Source organism: Cohnella ginsengisoli, assembly GCF_029525555.1.
Taxonomy (GTDB): Bacteria; Bacillota; Bacilli; order Paenibacillales; family Paenibacillaceae; genus Cohnella; species Cohnella ginsengisoli.
The window spans coordinates 371,220-388,524 of the sequence record NZ_JAPDHZ010000006.1 but is presented as its reverse complement, the minus strand read 5'-3'; the positions used below and the strand labels follow the sequence as shown (position 1 = coordinate 388,524).

14 protein-coding genes and 3 pseudogenes are annotated in these 17,305 nt (G+C 60.9%); 2 read left to right on the top strand and 15 right to left on the bottom strand.

What is annotated here, in order from left to right; genetic code table 11:
• Positions 1 to 253: 253 nt before the first annotated feature.
• A complete protein-coding gene (locus tag OMP38_RS28335) occupies positions 254 to 2,083 on the bottom strand; it encodes a response regulator transcription factor (protein ID WP_277568067.1) in 1,830 nt (609 codons plus the stop codon).
• On the bottom strand, positions 2,068 to 3,915 hold the full coding sequence (locus OMP38_RS28330) for a sensor histidine kinase (protein ID WP_277568066.1): 1,848 nt from the start codon (positions 3,913 to 3,915) through the stop codon (positions 2,068 to 2,070). The genes OMP38_RS28335 and OMP38_RS28330 overlap by 16 nt, the downstream gene beginning before the upstream one ends.
• Before the next feature lie 126 nt (positions 3,916 to 4,041).
• Here OMP38_RS28330 and OMP38_RS28325 point away from each other — a divergent pair, with 126 nt between their 5' ends.
• The gene (locus OMP38_RS28325) at positions 4,042 to 4,929 is read left to right on the top strand and encodes a carbohydrate ABC transporter permease (RefSeq protein ID WP_277568065.1); all 888 of its coding nucleotides are present in this window, start codon (positions 4,042 to 4,044) and stop codon (positions 4,927 to 4,929) included.
• Positions 4,929 to 5,762: a carbohydrate ABC transporter permease gene (locus tag OMP38_RS28320; RefSeq protein ID WP_277568064.1), complete on the top strand. Its 834-nt coding sequence runs from the start codon at positions 4,929 to 4,931 to the stop codon at positions 5,760 to 5,762. The genes OMP38_RS28325 and OMP38_RS28320 overlap by 1 nt, the downstream gene beginning before the upstream one ends.
• 51 nt (positions 5,763 to 5,813) lie before the next feature.
• On the opposite strand, the gene OMP38_RS28315 is transcribed toward OMP38_RS28320, so the two are convergent.
• From OMP38_RS28315 to OMP38_RS28250, 13 genes and pseudogenes are all read right to left on the bottom strand, one after another.
• Positions 5,814 to 6,239 carry a DUF3502 domain-containing protein gene (locus tag OMP38_RS28315; RefSeq protein ID WP_277568063.1) on the bottom strand — a complete coding sequence of 142 codons (426 nt, stop codon included), beginning with the start codon at positions 6,237 to 6,239 and terminating at the stop codon, positions 5,814 to 5,816.
• Entirely contained in the window at positions 6,154 to 7,092 is a 939-nt protein-coding gene (locus OMP38_RS28310; RefSeq protein ID WP_277568399.1) for a hypothetical protein, read from the bottom strand. The genes OMP38_RS28315 and OMP38_RS28310 overlap by 86 nt, the downstream gene beginning before the upstream one ends.
• Entirely contained in the window at positions 7,064 to 7,330 is a 267-nt protein-coding gene (locus OMP38_RS28305) for a hypothetical protein (RefSeq protein WP_277568062.1), read from the bottom strand. The genes OMP38_RS28310 and OMP38_RS28305 overlap by 29 nt, the downstream gene beginning before the upstream one ends.
• A gap of 6 nt (positions 7,331 to 7,336) precedes the next feature.
• Positions 7,337 to 7,498 (bottom strand): helix-turn-helix domain-containing protein, encoded by a 162-nt coding sequence (locus OMP38_RS28300; RefSeq protein WP_277568061.1) that lies wholly within the window; start codon positions 7,496 to 7,498, stop codon positions 7,337 to 7,339.
• Between the two features lie 313 nt (positions 7,499 to 7,811).
• Positions 7,812 to 8,099 (bottom strand): annotated as a pseudogene (locus tag OMP38_RS28295) (response regulator); the annotation flags it as partial.
• A gap of 3 nt (positions 8,100 to 8,102) precedes the next feature.
• On the bottom strand, positions 8,103 to 9,833 hold the full coding sequence (locus tag OMP38_RS28290; protein ID WP_277568060.1) for a sensor histidine kinase: 1,731 nt from the start codon (positions 9,831 to 9,833) through the stop codon (positions 8,103 to 8,105).
• Positions 9,834 to 9,988: 155 nt separating this feature from the next.
• Positions 9,989 to 11,515: an ABC transporter substrate-binding protein gene (locus OMP38_RS28285; protein ID WP_277568059.1), complete on the bottom strand. Its 1,527-nt coding sequence runs from the start codon at positions 11,513 to 11,515 to the stop codon at positions 9,989 to 9,991.
• An 81-nt stretch (positions 11,516 to 11,596) separates the two neighbouring features.
• Positions 11,597 to 12,229 carry a carbohydrate ABC transporter permease gene (locus OMP38_RS28280; protein ID WP_277568058.1) on the bottom strand — a complete coding sequence of 211 codons (633 nt, stop codon included), beginning with the start codon at positions 12,227 to 12,229 and terminating at the stop codon, positions 11,597 to 11,599.
• Positions 12,132 to 12,527 carry an ABC transporter permease family protein gene (locus OMP38_RS28275; protein WP_277568057.1) on the bottom strand — a complete coding sequence of 132 codons (396 nt, stop codon included), beginning with the start codon at positions 12,525 to 12,527 and terminating at the stop codon, positions 12,132 to 12,134. The genes OMP38_RS28280 and OMP38_RS28275 overlap by 98 nt, the downstream gene beginning before the upstream one ends.
• Before the next feature lie 15 nt (positions 12,528 to 12,542).
• The gene (locus OMP38_RS28270; protein WP_277568056.1) at positions 12,543 to 13,487 is read right to left on the bottom strand and encodes an ABC transporter permease; all 945 of its coding nucleotides are present in this window, start codon (positions 13,485 to 13,487) and stop codon (positions 12,543 to 12,545) included.
• 363 nt (positions 13,488 to 13,850) lie between these two features.
• Positions 13,851 to 14,786: a DMT family transporter gene (locus OMP38_RS28265; protein ID WP_277568055.1), complete on the bottom strand. Its 936-nt coding sequence runs from the start codon at positions 14,784 to 14,786 to the stop codon at positions 13,851 to 13,853.
• A gap of 67 nt (positions 14,787 to 14,853) precedes the next feature.
• Positions 14,854 to 15,733 (bottom strand): annotated as a pseudogene (locus OMP38_RS28255) (MBL fold metallo-hydrolase); the annotation flags it as partial.
• A gap of 242 nt (positions 15,734 to 15,975) precedes the next feature.
• Positions 15,976 to 17,047: pseudogene (locus OMP38_RS28250) on the bottom strand (branched-chain amino acid aminotransferase).
• Positions 17,048 to 17,305: the final 258 nt, after the last annotated feature.

The window sequence follows — 17,305 nt, the reverse complement described above, 5'->3', positions numbered from 1 at the left end:
GTTAGCCGATAAAATCGGCTATCTCCTCCAGAATCATGCCCCGGGACCCTCGTTAGCCGATAAAATCGGCTATCTCCTCCAGAATCATGCCCCGGGACCCTCGTTAGCCGATAAAATCGGCTATCTCCTCCAGAATCATGCCCCGGGTACCCTCGTTAGTCGATAAAATCGGCTATCTCCTCCAGGATCACGCCCCCGGCACCCTCGTTAGCCGATAAAATCGGCTATCTCCTCCAGTTTGCGTCGGCAGAACCTAAGGCGCTTCTGTCCCCTGCGCCCGGTACTCCGACGGCGACAGCCCCACGTAGTTGCGGAACGCCTTGGAAAAGTAATTTTTGTCCTTAAAGCCGAGCATCTCGGAGATCTCCTGGATCTTCAGCTCCGGCCGGTCGAGCAGCGCCTTGGCCTTGTCCATGCGCACCTTCTGCACGTACTCGTGGATGCCGAAGCCGTAGTGCTGCTTGAACAGCTTCATCAGGTATTCCCTGCTCAGAAAATAGCGCTCCGTGAACATCGAGATCTTGATGTCCTCGAAGTAATGCTGCTCGATGTAGCGCTTGATCTCCCCCACATCGAAGACGCGCTCCGGCGAGAGCGCGGCGCGCGCCATCTCGGCGTACCGCTCGCAGATCCCGCAGAGCAAAGCCTCGTACTCGTCGAACCCGGCATAGTCGGCGGACAGCCCGAGCATGCCGAGTGCGCCAAGCGCCCCGTCGCCCCGAATGCCCGCCGCTTGGGCGTGGGCGTCCCCGGCCGCCCCGCCCGAACCGCCGCCCACAGCGCCGGCTGCCGGCAGGCCCAGCTCGAGCGCCAGCTCGCCGAGCAGGAAGAGCAGCTCCTCCAGCAGCCGGTCCGCCTGCTTGAAGCTGAAGCGGCCCCGCTCCCGCACGCCGGCCAGGAACTGCTGGGCGACCGTCCGCGCCTGCGCCGCGCTGCCCGCCTCGATCGCCGCGCGCAGCTGCGGCATGCGCGCCGCAAACGAAACGGCCGGCGCGACGGCATCCTTACGCTCCGCCCCTGCGTCCTTACGCTCCGCCCCTGCATCCTTACGCTCCGCCCCTGCATCCTTACGCTCCGCCCCTGCATCCTTACGCTCCGCCCCTGCGTCCTTACGCTCCGCGCCCGCCTCCTTGCGTTCCGCGGGCGGCGCCGGCTGAAGCGCGTCGCGGCGGAACAGGTCGGCGCCGTCGGCCGCCTCGGACGCGGCGCCGTAAGCGTCCGCCAATCCCCCGACCGCGACGCCGGGCCCGCTCAGTCCAGCGACCGTGCGGATGCCGAACAGGTCGCTTAGCCCCTGCGCGATCTTGCGCGCGAAGTGCGCGGCGCGGAACGCGAGATCCTCGGGATAGCCGCCCGTCATCGAATGGATGACGATCAGCTCCCGGTCCCGCTTCGGATTCGCCAGGCCGAAGCTCTGGAAGCCCGCCTCGCCGAACTCGCCGACGACGTTGGACGCCGCATAGTGAAGCAGCGCCGTCTCGCCCTTGAACCGGCCGGCCGCGACCGCTTCCAGGTTCAGAAGGCGCAGCACGGTCACGCCGAACCGCGTCCCCGGATCGTCGGCGCCGATGAGCCGCAGGTACGCTTCGCTGCTGCCTGCCCTGAACGTACGGGCCAGTAGCGACAGGTAGATGTTTTCCTTGAGCTTCGGCAGCGACATGTTGAGCGCGATGTCCCGGTCGATGTGGTCCCGCTTGCTGTCCCGCCGGGCGTCCAGGACGCCCGCCGCCTTGGCGAGCGCCTGGTTGAGATCGCCCCGGTTGACCGGCTTCAGCAGGTAGTCGACGACCCGCGAGCGGATCGCTTGGCGCGTATAGTCGAAGTCGTTGTAGCCGCTGATGACGATCGTGAAAAGGTCGGGATAATCCCGCTCCACGACCTGCAGGAACGCGAGCCCGTCCATGACCGGCATCTTCATGTCGACCAGCACCAGGTCCGGCCGCTCCCGCTCCAGCAGCGCCAGCCCTTCCTGGCCGTCCGCGGCCTCGAGCACCTCGCCGATGCCGTGGCGCGGCCAGTCGCCCAGGATGCGGATCGCCTCGCGCGTCGGCTCTTCGTCGTCGATGATCAATGCTTTATACAAGACGTCCGCCTCCCCCCCGCGGGAATTCGCATTCGCAGCTCCGTGCCCGCCTCAAGCGATTCGATCTCTAGCCCCGCTTCCCCGCCGAACAGCAGCTTCAGGCGCGCGTCCAAATTGCGCAGCCCGATGCTGTCGCCGCTGCGGTCTTCCCACGCCTGTTCGAAGGAAGCCCGCACCTCCCGCAGACGGTCCGGCGCGATGCCCGGCCCGTCGTCGCGCACGGCGATGACCGCCCGGTCTTCCTCCATATAAACGGATAGCGCGATCGTGACGGGCCGTTGCACCTTTTCGACGCCGTGCTTGATCGCGTTTTCGACGAGAGACTGGATCGACAGCTTCGGGATCGACAGCTGGAGCAGCGCATCCCCGATGTCGTACGACATGACGACGCGGCTGCCGAATCTCGCCTTCTGCAGCATCATGTACCTTTCCACGTGCTTCAGCTCCTCATTCAAATAGACGATGTCCTTGCCGCTGATGCAGTAGCGGAGCGTCCCGGCGAGCGCGTCCACCATGTCCGCCACGTCGTCGTTGCCGCTCTTGAGCGCCTTCGTGGAGATCGCCTGCAGCGCGTTATACAGAAAATGCGGATTAATCTCGGCCTCCAGCGCCTTCAGGATCGCGTTCTGCTCCGTGAGCTTCATCTTGTACCGCTCGTTGATCAGCTCGTTCGTCCGCCGCGCCATGAGGTTGAAGTGCTTGGACAAATAAGCGATCTCGTCGAGCCCGCGCACCTCGGTCACCGTCTCGAAGTCGCCCGCGCCGAACCGGCTCATCTCCTTGGACAGCCGCTTGAGCGGACGCGTGATCGCGTTCGAGGTCAGGATGACGAGCCCGACCGCGACGGCCAGGAACCCCAACCCGATCCAGATGCTGATGCGCCGCGCCTCCACCGCCGTCCGGTAGATCTCGCTGAACGGAATCGGCTTGACGAGCCGCCAGCCATCCTGCGCGTCGACGTTTTCGACGACCAGATAGCGTCCGTCCGGCCCATGCCAGTTGAATCTCTCCTTATCCTCCTCCGCATGGAGCGAGCGGACGAAGTCTTCGTCGCCGGCAGCCGCCGAATAGAAGCCGGGATCGTCGACATGAAACGGCGTGTCGTCCGCGTCCAACAGAATGGCGTGCTCTCCCGCGGTTTTGGGCATGTCGGCCATGATCGCGTTTTTGGCCGAATCGTTCACGTAAAAGCTGAGGACGGCGCGCGCCTGCCGATCCTTCAGCGAACGCAGCACCCGGTGATACGCCATATACACGCCCTCCGGCGCCGTGCCGTATCCGGTCTCGCGCGACAGGACGAGCGATTGCGCGCTCCGGTTGTGCGGATCCGCCATCGCCCGCTCGTACCAGGCCTGCCCGGGGATGCCGTCGTCCAGCGCGGCGCGCACCGTCACGTTGTAGCGCTCGCGGGTGACGTACAGATACTTGCGTTCGTCCACCAGGTACAAGTAGATGCTCTGCAGATCGGACCTCGCATAAAAAAGCGAACGCAAATAGTCCTCCAGATACAGCCGGGAGGCATAGTCTTCGCCCTCGCGCTCGATGGCGCGCATCAGCGGGTCGTAATCGATCTGCGGCAGCGACAGCTGCTCGAGCTCGCTCATGTACTTGGCATAGTTCTGGTTCACGAGCTTCAGGTTGCTCCGGTTGCTCGCGATGCTGTTCGCCACGGATTCCCGCTCGATGATCTTGTAGGCGATGACGGTGAGGCTCGAGACGATCAGGATGATGATGGAGGTGAACAGCAGGATCAGCTTGTTCACCAGCCTGCGGGAAGGCGCCTCGCGCAGCCGGCGCCCGGTCCGCCGCAGCCATTGCGGGAAAGTCTGCATAATTGCCTCCAGTTCACCTTATTACCCTTAAGTGATTACTTAAATCCATTTAGGACGTATTCGGCGCCGTTTTATAATGCATTATAGCCTAAACCCGTCATACCACAAGAGAAAAGAGGTGCCGCTATGGCCTCGTTTTACCGCAAATGGCGCTCCAAAATGGAATTCGGCCTCTTCACGCTGCCCGTTCTGATCTGCGTGGCCGTCGCCTTTTACATTCCGTTCGTCATGACCGTCCGCTACTCGCTGACCAAGTGGAACGGCATCTCCAAGCATCCGAAGTTCATCGGCCTGGACAACTTCAAGCAGATCTTCACCGGCGACGCCAACTTCACGAACGCGACTTGGTTCACCGTCAAGTACGCCGTGCTCTATATCGTGCTCATCAACGTGCTGGCCATTCTGCTGGCGCTCGTCCTGGACGCCAAGCTGAAGTCGAAGACCTGGCTGCGGGCAGCCTTTTTCATCCCGTACATTCTCAGCCTCGTCATCGTCGGTTTCATCTGGAAGTTCATCTTCATGCAGGGCTTCGAGTCGCTCGGCAACAGCACGGGCTGGCATATTTTTAAAATGAGCTGGCTCGGGGAGCCGGGACTGGCCTTCATCTCCGTCCTGTTCGTCTCGATCTGGCAGTCGATCGGCTTCTACCTCGTCATATACATCGCCGGCCTGCAGTCCGTGCCGGGCGATCTGAAGGAAGCCGCCGTCGTGGACGGTGCCGGCCCGGTCCGCCGCTTCTTCAGCGTGACGCTGCCGCTGCTCGCGCCTTCGATCACGATCGCCGTCTTCATGGCGCTGACCAACTCGATCAAGGTGTTCGACGTCATTCTCTCCCTCACCGGAGGCGGTCCCGGCGGCACGACGTACAGCGTCGCCTACGACATTTACCGCGACACCTTCACGAACAACCTGTACGGCTACGGCACCGCCAAGGCGCTCATTCTGTTCGTCGCCGTCCTGATCATCACCGTCATCCAGCTCACCATCTTCAAGCGCAGGGAGGTTGAGGCCTAATGTCCGCTACGAACAAAGCCGCGCGCTGGATCGGCGAGATCGTCATGGTCCTGCTCTCCCTCGTGTTCCTCTACCCGCTCTTCCTGGCGATCTTCAACTCGTTCAAGAGCTTCCAGGAGGTCATGTCCGACGTCATCGCGCTGCCGCATCACTGGACGTTCGCCAACTACTCGTACGTGTGGAAGTTCATCAACTACCCGCGCCTGTTCCTGAACAATACGATCATCACCGTGCTGGGCCTGGCGGGCATCGTCCTTGTCTCTTCGATCGCGGCCTACAGGCTGGCGCGCACGAAGTCTAGACTGAGCGGCATCGTCTACTTCATCTGCATCATGCCGATGCTTATCCCGTTCCAGTCGATCATGCTCACGGTGCTCAAGACCGCGCGCTTCCTGCACCTGTCCGACAGCACCTGGGGACTCGGCCTGCTGTACTGGGGCTTCGGCGCTCCGCTGGCCGTCTTCATCTATCACGGGTTCGTCAAAGGCATACCGAAGGAGCTCGACGAGAGCGCGATGATCGACGGGGCTTCCGGCTTCGGGCTGTTCTTCCGGATCATCTTCCCGCTGCTCAAGTCCGTCACGGCGACGATCGTCATCATCGACGTCATGTGGATCTGGAACGACTTCCTGCTCCCGCTCCTCATGGTCAACGGCTCGCCGACGACCAAGACGCTGACGCTCGCGGCCTACACGTTCGTCGGCCAGTACACGTCGGACTGGCAGTACGCGATGACCGCCATGGTGATGGCCGTCCTGCCGTCGATCGTCGTATTCATGTTCCTGCAAAAATACATCGTCAAAGGCGTCGTCGCCGGCGCGGTGAAGGGTTAATCGAAAAACGAAGACCGTCCGGCACCCTGCCGGCGGTCTTCGCTGCGTTTCCTATGGTGTATGGCGCGCTCGCCAAGCATCCAGCTGCCTTTGCACTTCCGCCCGCACCGCGTCCAGCCCTGCCTGCCTCAGCTCCGCGTTGAACTTGGGCAGCACCGCATCCACGTCCACGCTGCCGGTCATCAGGCCCGGGTAGTACTTTTCCCACACCGTCCGGATGTTGTCGATCTGAATGGACATGCCCGCCAGATCCGGCGTGAATCCGAACAGCTTGGATTTGACGGATTGGGCGTTGGCCGCTCGGTACTGGTCCCATTTGTCGAGCGGATCCGGGTACTCTCCTCCGATCGTCTTGAGGATGAACCAGTTGCCCTGCGTATACTGCACCCCTTCATAGCCGACCGTCCCGCCCTGCTCCCCGCCGTTTCCCGACGGCTTCAGCAGCACCTTCCCGTTGTCGTCCAGCGTGTAGTGCACGCCCTCGATGCCGTAATTGAACAGATTGCGGAGCTCGGGATCCGTGTTGAGCAAATTCAGGAACTTGACGCTCTCGGCCGGATGCGCGGAGTTGGCGTTGATCGCCATGATCCCGCCGCGCACGGACTCCGTCGTGATCAGAGGCGGCGTTACCGGCTGGGCGACGACCTGGTAGCCGCGATCCTTGCTCCAGCTGTTCTCCGCGAGCGGACCGCCGCCCGCGGGCTTCCAGAATACCCGGTCTCCCCCGCTTCAGGTTCTGGCCTTCCCGCAGGGCCGCATCCTCGTTAATGTAGCCTTTGAGATAGTAGGCGCGGAGCGTGTCCAGCACTTGCCTGGCTTCCTCCGTCTCGAAGATGCCCACCACCGGCGCCTTCGGATCTAGCGATCGGACCATCAGCGGAAGCGGCTTGTCGGTCACGTACTCGTAGCCGTCCAGCGCGAAGAAGTTCTGCGAATCCTTGTCCAGCTCCATCGGCTGGTAGGCAGGCTCTTTGTCCTTGATCATGCCAAGCAGCGGCTCGAGCGATTCCAGCGTGCCGTAATTGGCGATATCGATGCCGTACTTCCGTACGAGCGACTCCGGATACATCCACTGCATCCGGACCGCCAGCTCCTTGTTCGTCGGCACGCCGTAGATCCCGCCGTCTTCCATGCGGACGCCCTGCCACAGCACGGGATCGATCGCGTCGTACATCTCCCGGCCGAGACCGGACAGATAGTCGTCCAGTTTCAGCCAGGCGCCCCGCTGCACGAAGCCCGCATAATCGGTGGCGAACGCGATATCGAACGGCGAGCCCGTCGAGATCAGCGTATGGAGCCGGTCATTGTATTCCTGCCAGCCTACTTTGATATAAGTAATCGTGACCCCGATTTTTTTTGGACGTCACTTCATTGATCTTGTCGTTGACCATCTTCAGGTCGGGATCGGGATTGCCGATCGTATAGTAGATCAGATTGACGGCGCCGCTCGCTTGAACCGGCTGATCGCCCGCGGCCGATTCGGTCATGCAGCCGGACAGCGGCAGCGCCAGCAGAGCGGCAAGCATGGCTGCCTTGAGCATCGAGCCGCGGATTCGTCGGTATCGCATAGCCGGCTATTCCTTTCTCCGCAGATCCGAAGGCGATTTGTGAAAGTACGCGCTAAAATGCGTATAAAAGTAGTTCAGGTTGGCGTATCCGACGGACTGGGCGATCGTCGCTATTTTCTCGTCCGTCGTCTGGATTCGTTCGCGCGCCCGGAACATCCGGTAGGCCATCAGGTACTCCGAAAATTTCATCTGCGTTTCTTTCAAAAAAGAGCTGGCCAAGATAGGTTCCGTTCATGCGAAAGCGTTCGGCCACCGTTTTGAGGTTGAGATTGTGCCCGTATTCCGCCTTGACCATCTGCAGAATGCGGTTGGTCAGCTTGGACAGACTGTCGTAGCGCACGCCCAGTATGGGGTCTGTGTCACGGTCGTCCGGTTCCGCCCCCGCCAGCGTACCGTTCAGATCTTCGACGATAATCCGCTGCACCAGCGCTTGCAGCTTGGCGCGCTCGATCGGCTTGAGCAGATAGTCCTTGGCCCCGCAATGAATCGCCTGCACGGCGTATTCGAATTCCTCGTAGCCGCTCATCATTATATAGGTAGCCGGCAGCCGTATTTCTTTCAGCTTGCGGATGGCGTTATAGCCTCGCTCCTTGCCGATGCACACGTCGAAGATGGCCAGGTCCGGCCCGAACTCCACGGCTTTGGCGATCGCGCCCTCGTACGTCTCGCTGGTCTCGATCCGCGCGAAGCCGAGCTTCTCCCAATCCAGCGTTCGCTTGACGCCCTCCAGAATCTGCGGCTCGTCGTCCACGAGCAGAAGCTTATACATCCGCTACGCCTCCTTCGCAAAGGTCAGAGTGATCTTGACGCCGGCTTCCTCGTTATTATCGATTTGCATCGCAAAGCCTTTGCCGTGAAAAAAATGAAGCCGCGTATACACGTTTCGCAGGCCGATGCTCTCCGTAGCCGAATCCTCGTTAAGGGACAGATGCCGGCGGATCTCGGCCAGTCGTTCCTTGGAGATCGAGGTCCCGTTGTCCACCATCTCCAGCACGTAGGCGTCCGCGCGCGCCGTGCCGTTCACGACGAGCAGGTTGAACTCGTGTTCCGGATCGAAGCCATGGACGAAAAAGTTCTCCGCGAGCGGCTGCATCCAAAACTTCACGGTGGGCAGGGACAGCAGCGATTCGTCCACGTTAAGCTGGTAAAAAAACCGGTCGGGGTATTTGAATTCCATGATCTTCAAATATTTCTGCAGCAAGGCCAGCTCGCTGCCCAGCGGAATGATATTTTCGTTTTTGACGATCTCGCGGTACAGCGCGCCCAACGTCGCGATCGCTTCGGCCGTATCGTCCGAACGGCCCGACAGCGCGGAGGAACGGATAATTTCCAGCGTATTGTACAAAAAATGCGGATTAATCTGGTTTTGAAGCGCCTTCATTTCCGTTTGCTGCTGCTTCAGCTTGAGCAGGTATTCCGTCTGAATATGCTTGTTGAGCTGCAGCGTCATATCGTCCAGCTCCGCCGCGATCATTCCGTATTCGTTTTTCCGATAGCGCGCCGGGCTGACGGGCGTGAAGTTGGCGGATTTGACCCGTTCGATCGAATGGATGATCCGGCGCAGGAAGCCCGCGGCTTCGCGTAGATTGTAGGCGGCCAGCAGCAGGCCGCTTCCCATGGCCGCCCATATGACCAGGAATACGATGAGCAGGATGCCCGCCTTCTGCCGGACGAGCGCGGACAAATCGACGATGCTGACGAATTGATAGTTGAACGCCTTGGACGGATAGGCCACGTAATACGCGCGGCCCAGTTCGCCCAGGCGAATGAAGCCATGGCCGCTTGGGTTCGCCGCGGCCTTGCGGAACAAATCCGCGTCGGCGCGGTCCCCGCCGCCGGCGAGATACACGTCGCCTGCACGGCTGACGGCGGCGGATGCGACCCGCCGATTGTTCTGCACGTCCGCGAACAACGCGTCGCTGCTGACGAGAAACCGGAATTCGCCGAGCTGGCGCGAGATTTGGTTCGGATCCAGCAGCTGCTTGCGAATGACGAATCCGCGTTGGATCGTCTCCCGGAACAGATCGTCCGTGTTCGGCACGTTGAACTTGAAGCTCGTGCCCCCGCTGCTGCCAAAGCGCACGACGTTGCCTTGTTCCCCGGTATGCAGGCTCACCTGCACGATGCGATTTTGCCCGCCGTTGCCGAGAAATGCCTTCATATCCTCGGGAAACGAAACGAGCGTCTGGTCGTAGCGGCTGTTCTGGAGCCTGACCGTCAGATAGCCTTCCGCGCTGTTGCCCAGAAAATAGCGAACGTCGGCCACGAGGCCGCTGTTGGAGTAGACCCGCTGCAGGTAGGCGTCGATCCGCTCGGAATCGTTCTGCAGCGCGCTCTCCACCCTGTAAAAGGAGTCGGCGGATTGGCTTTTCGCATTCTCGAGCCATTGCTCCAACAACACGTAGGTGGCCAGCGCGCTTAAGCCCAGCCCCATGATAAACGCAAAAACCGCAAAAGCAATGAACTTGCCGCGATAGATTTGGATTTGAAAAAAGGAAAACATGCGGCGCTCCCTTGCTGTCGGACTTTTGACGAAGTCATAGTCTAACCATATACCGTATGCTTCGGATAAATCAATCCTCGTGTCCGCCGCATGCAAGACCGGAAAACCCGAACGTCCGGAGAGGCGCGTTCGGGCTCTTTGATCCGTTTTGAGACTTAGGCCTTGAAGTAGGCGTCGATTTGCGCCTGCGCGGACTGAATGATCTTATCCATGCCGGCCTTCCGCAGCTCTTCCGCGATTTTCGGCACTTGCTTCTCCGGATCGGAAGCGCCCGTGACCAGCTCATAGCTGTATTTGCTCCAGACGGACTTCACGTTGGCGACTTCCGTGGCCAGATCCGTGAGGTCAAGCGCGAAGCCGAGGATCGTGGAGGAAGTCGCGGCTTCGTTCAGCTTGCGCACCTGATCCCACTGATCTTCCGGCGCGCCCTTGGTGACGGCCAGGTTGAAGAACGTGCCTTGCGTGTAGGCGGCCAGCGGCCAGGAATCGGTTTTCCGCTCGACGACTTTGTCGCTGACATAATCGAAGTCGACGCCCTCTTCGCCGAAAGCCAGCATGTTGCGAAGCTTGGAGTCGGTATTGACCAATTGCAAATACTTCAGCGCTTCTTCTTTGTACTTCGAATTGGCGGAGATGGCGTTCATGGAGCCTTGAATCGTGCTGGTCGTGTAGATCGGGCCCGATATTTTCACCATGTCGTATTTCTCGATGCCCGCGTTGATCTGCCAGTTCACTTCCGCGCCCGGGAACGCCTGCGCGCTGAAGAACGGACGGTACGGATCGGCTTCGATCTTGGTCGGCGCGTCCGGATTGACGATGCCGTCCTTGTACCACTGGTGCAGAAGCTTCAGGTTCGCCATCGTATCCGGCTGTTCCAGCACGGAGACGACCTTGCGCGAGGCGTCGTCGGTCTTGACGCCGATCGGCGCGAAGCCGAGCGTCATATCGTCGTAGGCGTTAAAGAAGCCGTTGAACCCGTCGCCTTGCGTCAAGGAAAGCGGGTAGTAGCTCTTGCCTTCGCCCGCCTTGATGTCGCGGAACGGTTTGTCCAGATCCTGCATCGTCTTGATGCCGGCGAGGTCGATGTTGTACTTCTTCACGAGCGCGTCGTCGAATACCCAGTACTGGGTCGCGGACGAGTCCTTATAGGTCGGCACCGCATAGACTTTGCCGCCGATCTTGGTCCCGTCCCACACCATCTTCGGCACTAGATTGTACAAGTCCGGGGTTGCGCTCTGCACCATGTCGGAGATATCGGCGAAAGCGCCCATGTTGACCTGCTGGCTGTACTTGCCGTTATTCGTAAACATGATGTCGAACGGTTCGCCCGAGTTGACGATCGTGTTGATCTTCGTATCCCATTCGCCCCAGCCGGCGACGCGGAGATCGATTTTGACGCCGATCTTTTCGGCCGTATATTCGTTGATCTTCTCGATGGCCTTGTCGTAGTTGGCCGGTATTTGCCCGCCGATCGTCCACCAGACGAGCGTGGGGATATCGCCGGACTTCGTGGCGGGCGCGCTCGATGACGCGGACGCCGCAGATGACGCAGAGGCTGCCGGAGAGCTTGCTGCCGCTCCGTTCGCGCCGTTGTTGTTGCCCGATTTGGCGCACCCGGCCAGGCCGGTCATCGCCAGCGCGGCTGCGCCGATTAACAGCGGGGATTTCATGAATGCTTTCATCTTTTTTTCCTCCCTCATGTCATTTAAGCGTGTAGCTGTATGGCAGATATGATAAACCCGATCGATCCGGGCTTATTTCGGTTATCCCTTGACGGCGCCTACCGTCAGGCCGGAGATGAAGTACTTCTGGAAGAACGGATAGGCCAGCGCGACCGGCAGGACGATGATGATCGCGACGGCCATGCGCGCGGATTCCTTGGGCATCGTGGCGACGAGTTGCGCGTAGCTGACGCCCATCGTCGAGGCGTTTCTCGCCAGCGCGTCGACGTTGCTCATCAGGCTGTTGAGCAGCGCTTGCAGCGAGTACAGGTTCTGGTCGTCGATATAGAGCAGCGATTGGAACCAGTCGTTCCAGTACGAGAAGCAGAGGAAGAGCCCGATCGTCGCCAGGACGGGCAGCGAGATCGGCAGCACGATCGTGAAGTAGATGCGGAACTGGCCGGCGCCGTCGATCTCGGCCGACTCGATCAGTCCGTCCGGAATCGTCGATTTAAAGAAAGTTCTGCAGATGATGACGTTAAAGGAAGACACGGCAAGCGGGAGGATGAGCGCCCAGATCGTGTTCTTCAGCCCCAGCAGCGACGAATTGATGTAGTAGCTGGATACGAGGCCGCCGTTAAATATCATGGGGATAAACACGATCCACGTGAGCAGCCCGTTCAGCTTGTAGTTCGGACGCGACAGCACGTAGCCCATCGACGTGGTGAGCAGCACGCCGATCAGCGTGCCCCCCTGCCGTGACGAGCACGGAGACGCCGAGCGCCCGGGTGATCATCGATCCCTGCTTCACGATATAGTTGTACGCATCCCCGGACAGGACCTTCGGCAGGATGTGATATCCGCTTTCGCGAATGGAAGATTCGTCGGACAGCGAGATGGAGAGCACCACCACGACGGGAATGAGGCACAGCAGCGCCAACAGAATAAAGATCAGGTGGAACACGACGTTCGTTCCTCTGCCGATTCGATTGAATTTTTCGAGACCGGAATCGTAGTTCGTTTGCGTGGACATCGGGATGCCTCCTCTCTAGATCATCGCGCTATCGGGATCGACTCTGCGAACGACCCAGTTCGCGGTCAGTATCAGCGCGCAGCCCAGCACCGACTGCAGGAAGGAAGAGGCGGAAGCCATGCCGACCGTCGCGGTCTTGAGCTGCTTGAACACGAGCACGTCTACCGTCGTAGTGACGTTGTAAAGAGAGTTGGAATCTCGCGGCACCTGGAAGAACAGGCCGAAGTCCGTGGAAAAAATGTGGCCGACCGCCAGGATGAACATCAGCACGATTACGAATTTCATCAAGGGAAGCGTAATATACCGGGTCTGCTGCCACTTGGTCGCGCCGTCGATGACGGCCGCTTCGTAATAGGTCGAATCCATGCTCGTGATCGTCGCCAGGTAGATGACCATGCCGTACCCGAGGCCTTTCCACATATTCATGAAGACGAGAAAATAGGGCCAATAGGACGCTTCCATGTACCAGTTCTTAGGATCTCGATTGAAGTCGGACAGAAATTGGTTGAAGATCCCCTTGTCGTAGCTCAGAAAAGCCCAGACCACGGCGGATACGACGACCCAGGAGAGGAAGTAAGGCAGAAACATCATCGTCTGATAAACCTTGGCCGCCTTGCGGCTGTGCAGCTGTCCGACCATCAGCGCGAGCGTGACGGGGACCGCGATGCCCAGAATAATGAAGATGATGTTGTAGCCGATCGTGTTGCGAATGACGATCCAGGCATCGTTCGATTTGAAAAGAAATTCGAAGTTCTTGAAGCCGACCCACGCGCTGTTAAAGACATTGCGGATAAAATTACCGTGGATCTTGAAGTCTTTGAAAGCGATGACGACGCCGAACATCGGCAAAAAACAGAACAGAATGTACCAGATCGTGGTCGGGAGCGCGAGCAGCGTCAGCTCGGTATCGTGCTTGCGCCAGCGCGTTCGCTTTCCCTTGCGGTCGACCCTTGCGTCCATGAACATCATTCCCTTCCTGTAGTAAAGGCGGAGGAGCAGGTTCTGATGGCTTGCCTTTAACGGTTCCCTATTATAAAGCGCTTTCATTTCCCTATAGTTGTAATTCTAAAAAAATCGCGGGACGCTTCCTAGACCAAAAACAACAGACCATAGTCAAAAAACGTTAGGTTTACCTTACCTTCATAAAAAAACATGCCAATCAATCCCGATTGCCGCTGGCCGACGAGCCGACCGCGTCGCGATCCGGGACAAGGCGGGATGGCTGCAGGTGCCTGCGGACGATCTCCAGGCGAAAATGATTGGATCTCCGCCCGGGAAGGGCGCCTGATCGATGTTCGTTAAAAGCGGAGCGGCCCCGCCCGGTCAAAGACTGGCGAGGCCGCTCCGTTTATTGATTTGATATTTTCGCGGCTTGCAGCGCGGGCAATGCCCGCTTCTTCTTCCCGCCAAGTATACGCCGCCGAGAATAACGACCAAGCCCGCGAGCATATTCCAGCCGATGTGCTCGCCGAGCAGCGAATACGCCCACACCAACGCCGTGCACGGTACGAGGTAAGTGACCATCGTGGCGAATTCGGCGCTCGCCGCCAGGATGATGTAGTAGAACAAAATATAGCCGACGCCCGAGCCGAAGACGCCAAGTCCCAACAGCATTAGCAGGTTCGTGCCGTCCCCGATGCTCTCGATCGGGAAGGGCTCGGCGACGAGCGCCATGACGCCGCTCGCGACCGTGCTGCAGAGCAACGTGCCGAAGGTCAGCTGGTACATGGAGTAGCCGGTCAGCACCCGCTTGGACAGCTGCGAGCCCAGCCCATAGCATAGCGTGGCTGCCAGCATGAGCAGCAGGCCCGCCGCGTCGATCGACGAGACGGCGGACGGCGTGATGCCGAGCAGCAGCGCGACGCCCGCGAAGGCGATCGCGATGCCCAGCCACTGGTACCGGTTCGACGTCGCACGGAATGCGGCCACGCCGATGATGATCGTCCAGAGCGGCGTCGTCGCGTTGAGGATCGAAGCGACGCCGCTGTCGAGCCGCGTCTCGCTGTGCGCGATGAGAAACCAGGGCAAAGCGGTGTTCACGATCGCGACGAACGCCATCGCGGGCCATCGGACGCCGCGAAACCCGAATGGCTTGCGCATCGCCAGCATGATCGCCGTCACGGAGACAAGACCGAATGCCGATCGGAGGAAGGAGACGCCCCACGACCCGAAGTCATCCACCAGCATTTTAATAAAATAGAATGAACCGCCCCAAATGAGACTGAGCAGGACAAGCGCGACATAGACGGCCTTGGGCACAGGGCTCTATCACCTCCACCATTCCGCAGTCGCCCCAACGTTCGCGCCGTCGATCTCTACGGTCTCCCCCGATGCGCGGCGAGATGATCCGCACGTCTCTGCGGGCCGCCTCGGCGGACGCCCTGCGAATCGGATCGTTCCATTCGTGCAGCGCCAGCGTGAATGCGCCCCAATGAACCGGCAGCAGCGTTCCTCCCCTAACGTCGACGTGTGCTTGAACGGTCTCCTCCGGCGACATGTGGATCGCCGCCCAGCGCGGATCGTACTGTCCGCATTCCATGAGCGCGAGATCGAACGGACCGAATCGCTCGCCGATCTCCGCGAAGTGCGGTCCATAACCGCTGTCACCGCTGAAAAATACTTTTTGCCCCCCGCCTTCGATCGCCCAGGAGCACCACAAGGTCGCGTCCCGCCCGGTCAGCCCCCCTGCCCGAGAAATGCCGGGCCGGCAAGCAGGACAGCCGCAGTCCCTCCCATTCGAACGTCTCGTGCCAGTCGTGCTCCTCGATGCGGCTCTCGTCTACGCCCCACCTGCGCAGATGCGCGCCAACGCCTAGCGGCACGAAAAAGCGGCCGACCTTGGGATGGAGCCGCCGCACGGTGCCGTAGTCCAGATGATCGTAATGGTCGTGCGAAAAGACGACAGCATCAATCGGCGGCAGCTCCTCGATCTCGAAGGGCATCGTATCGGCATAGCGTTTGCCGCCGAAGCGAGGGAAAGGCGAGGGCGCGCGGCCCAGCATCGGATCGAGGAGAATCGTGCGGCCGCCGATCTCAAGCAGCGACGCGGAATGGCCGAACCAGGTGACGCGGAGCGGCCCGGGACGGCCGAGCCCGGCCGTGTCGAGCTTCACGACGGGGAGGCGACCGGGCGCGGGCCGGGCGTTCGGCCGCCGCTTCGCGAAGTCGCGCAGCATGGACAGATAGTCCGCTGCCGACGTCACCATCGCGGTCGGCAGCGGGTAGCGGAATTTGCCGTCCTTGAACTGCGGAGACTTGTGGAGGCGATGTCCGCGATCCCGGTAAGCCTGCGCGCCGAATACCGGATCCAAGGCGAGCACGGCGTAGACGGCTACCGCCAGCAGCAATACGACGGCGAGCGCGACGATGAGCGTTATCATAGAAAAAACAGACCTTCTCTCTGGCTGCAGCCGGACGATGGGCCCGAAGGCCTTCTACACCGATGATATCATCGCCGGCCCTCGTCCGCCACGGCAGCGCTATTCGCCGCGTCGGGCACGAGCGCCATCCAGCCGTGCGGATCCGGCAGCTCGCCGCGCTGAATGCCGGTCAGCGTCTCGTACAGCCGCTTCGACAGCTCGCCGGGCTCCCCGTCGCCGACGGTCCGCCGCACTCCGCGCCAATGCAGGCTGCCGATCGGGGAGACGACCGCGGCGGTGCCCGTGCCGAACGCCTCGCGCAGCGTGCCGTCCCGCAAGCCCGCCGCCACCTCGTCGATCTTAATGCGGCGCTCGCGGACGGATACTCCCCAGTCCCGGAGCAGATTGATTACCGAATCCCGGGTAACCCCCCGCCAAGATGCTCCCGCCTAGCGGCGGCGTGACGACCTCGTCGCCGAAGCGAAAAAACGCGTTCATGCTCCCGACTTCCTCGACGTATTCGCGTTCGACGCCGTCCAGCCACAGCACCTGGGCGCAGCCCCTCCGCGCGGCAGCCTCCTGCGCCTTGAGCCCTGCCGCATAGTTCCCTGCCGTCTTGGCGTCTCCCACGCCGCCGGCAACCGCGCGAACGTGTTCCGTTTCCACGTAAATCGCGACTGGACGCACGCCCTCGGCGTAATAAGCCCCCACAGGCGAGCAGATGACGACGAATCGATAGGACCGGGAAGGCGCCACGCCAAGCTGCGTCTCGGTCGCGACGACGAACGGACGGATATACAGCGAGGTGCCCGGCGCGTCGGGAATCCAATCCGCGTCCGCGGCCACGAGCCGCCGAAGCGCTCGCAGCAGGCACCCTTCGTCCACCGCCGGCACGCACAGGCGCGCGCAGGAACGGTTCAGGCGGCGGACATGATCCAGCGGCCTGAACAGCCTCGCCCGGCCGTCCTTCCACTTGAACGCCTTCATGCCCTCGAACACCGTCTGTCCGTAATGGAAAACCTTCGCCGCCGGGTCCAGCAGCAACGGTCCGTAGGGCACGATCCGCGGCTCGCCCCAGCCTGCGCCTTCCTCGTAATCCATGAGCAGCATATGATCGGTAAAATAACGTCCGAAGCCGAGCCCGCCCTGGCCTTCCAGCAGCTCGCGGACCTTGCGGGCCGCCGGCGTAGGCGCGGGCGGAGGCGAAGACGCTGGTGGGGGCGAAGAGGCAAGTGGAGGCGAGTCCCCGTTCGCTGCGGAGACGTTACAAATGTTCCGGGTAGCGTCGTCGGCTTCGCCTGCCGCGGATTCGACGGTCGTATCCGCCGCGAACGCGCGGCTTCCTCCCTCTCCGTTCCCCGCCGACGTCCGCCCCTTGCGTCTTTTTCTGACCGGCGGCATCCGGCTCTGAAGCCCCCG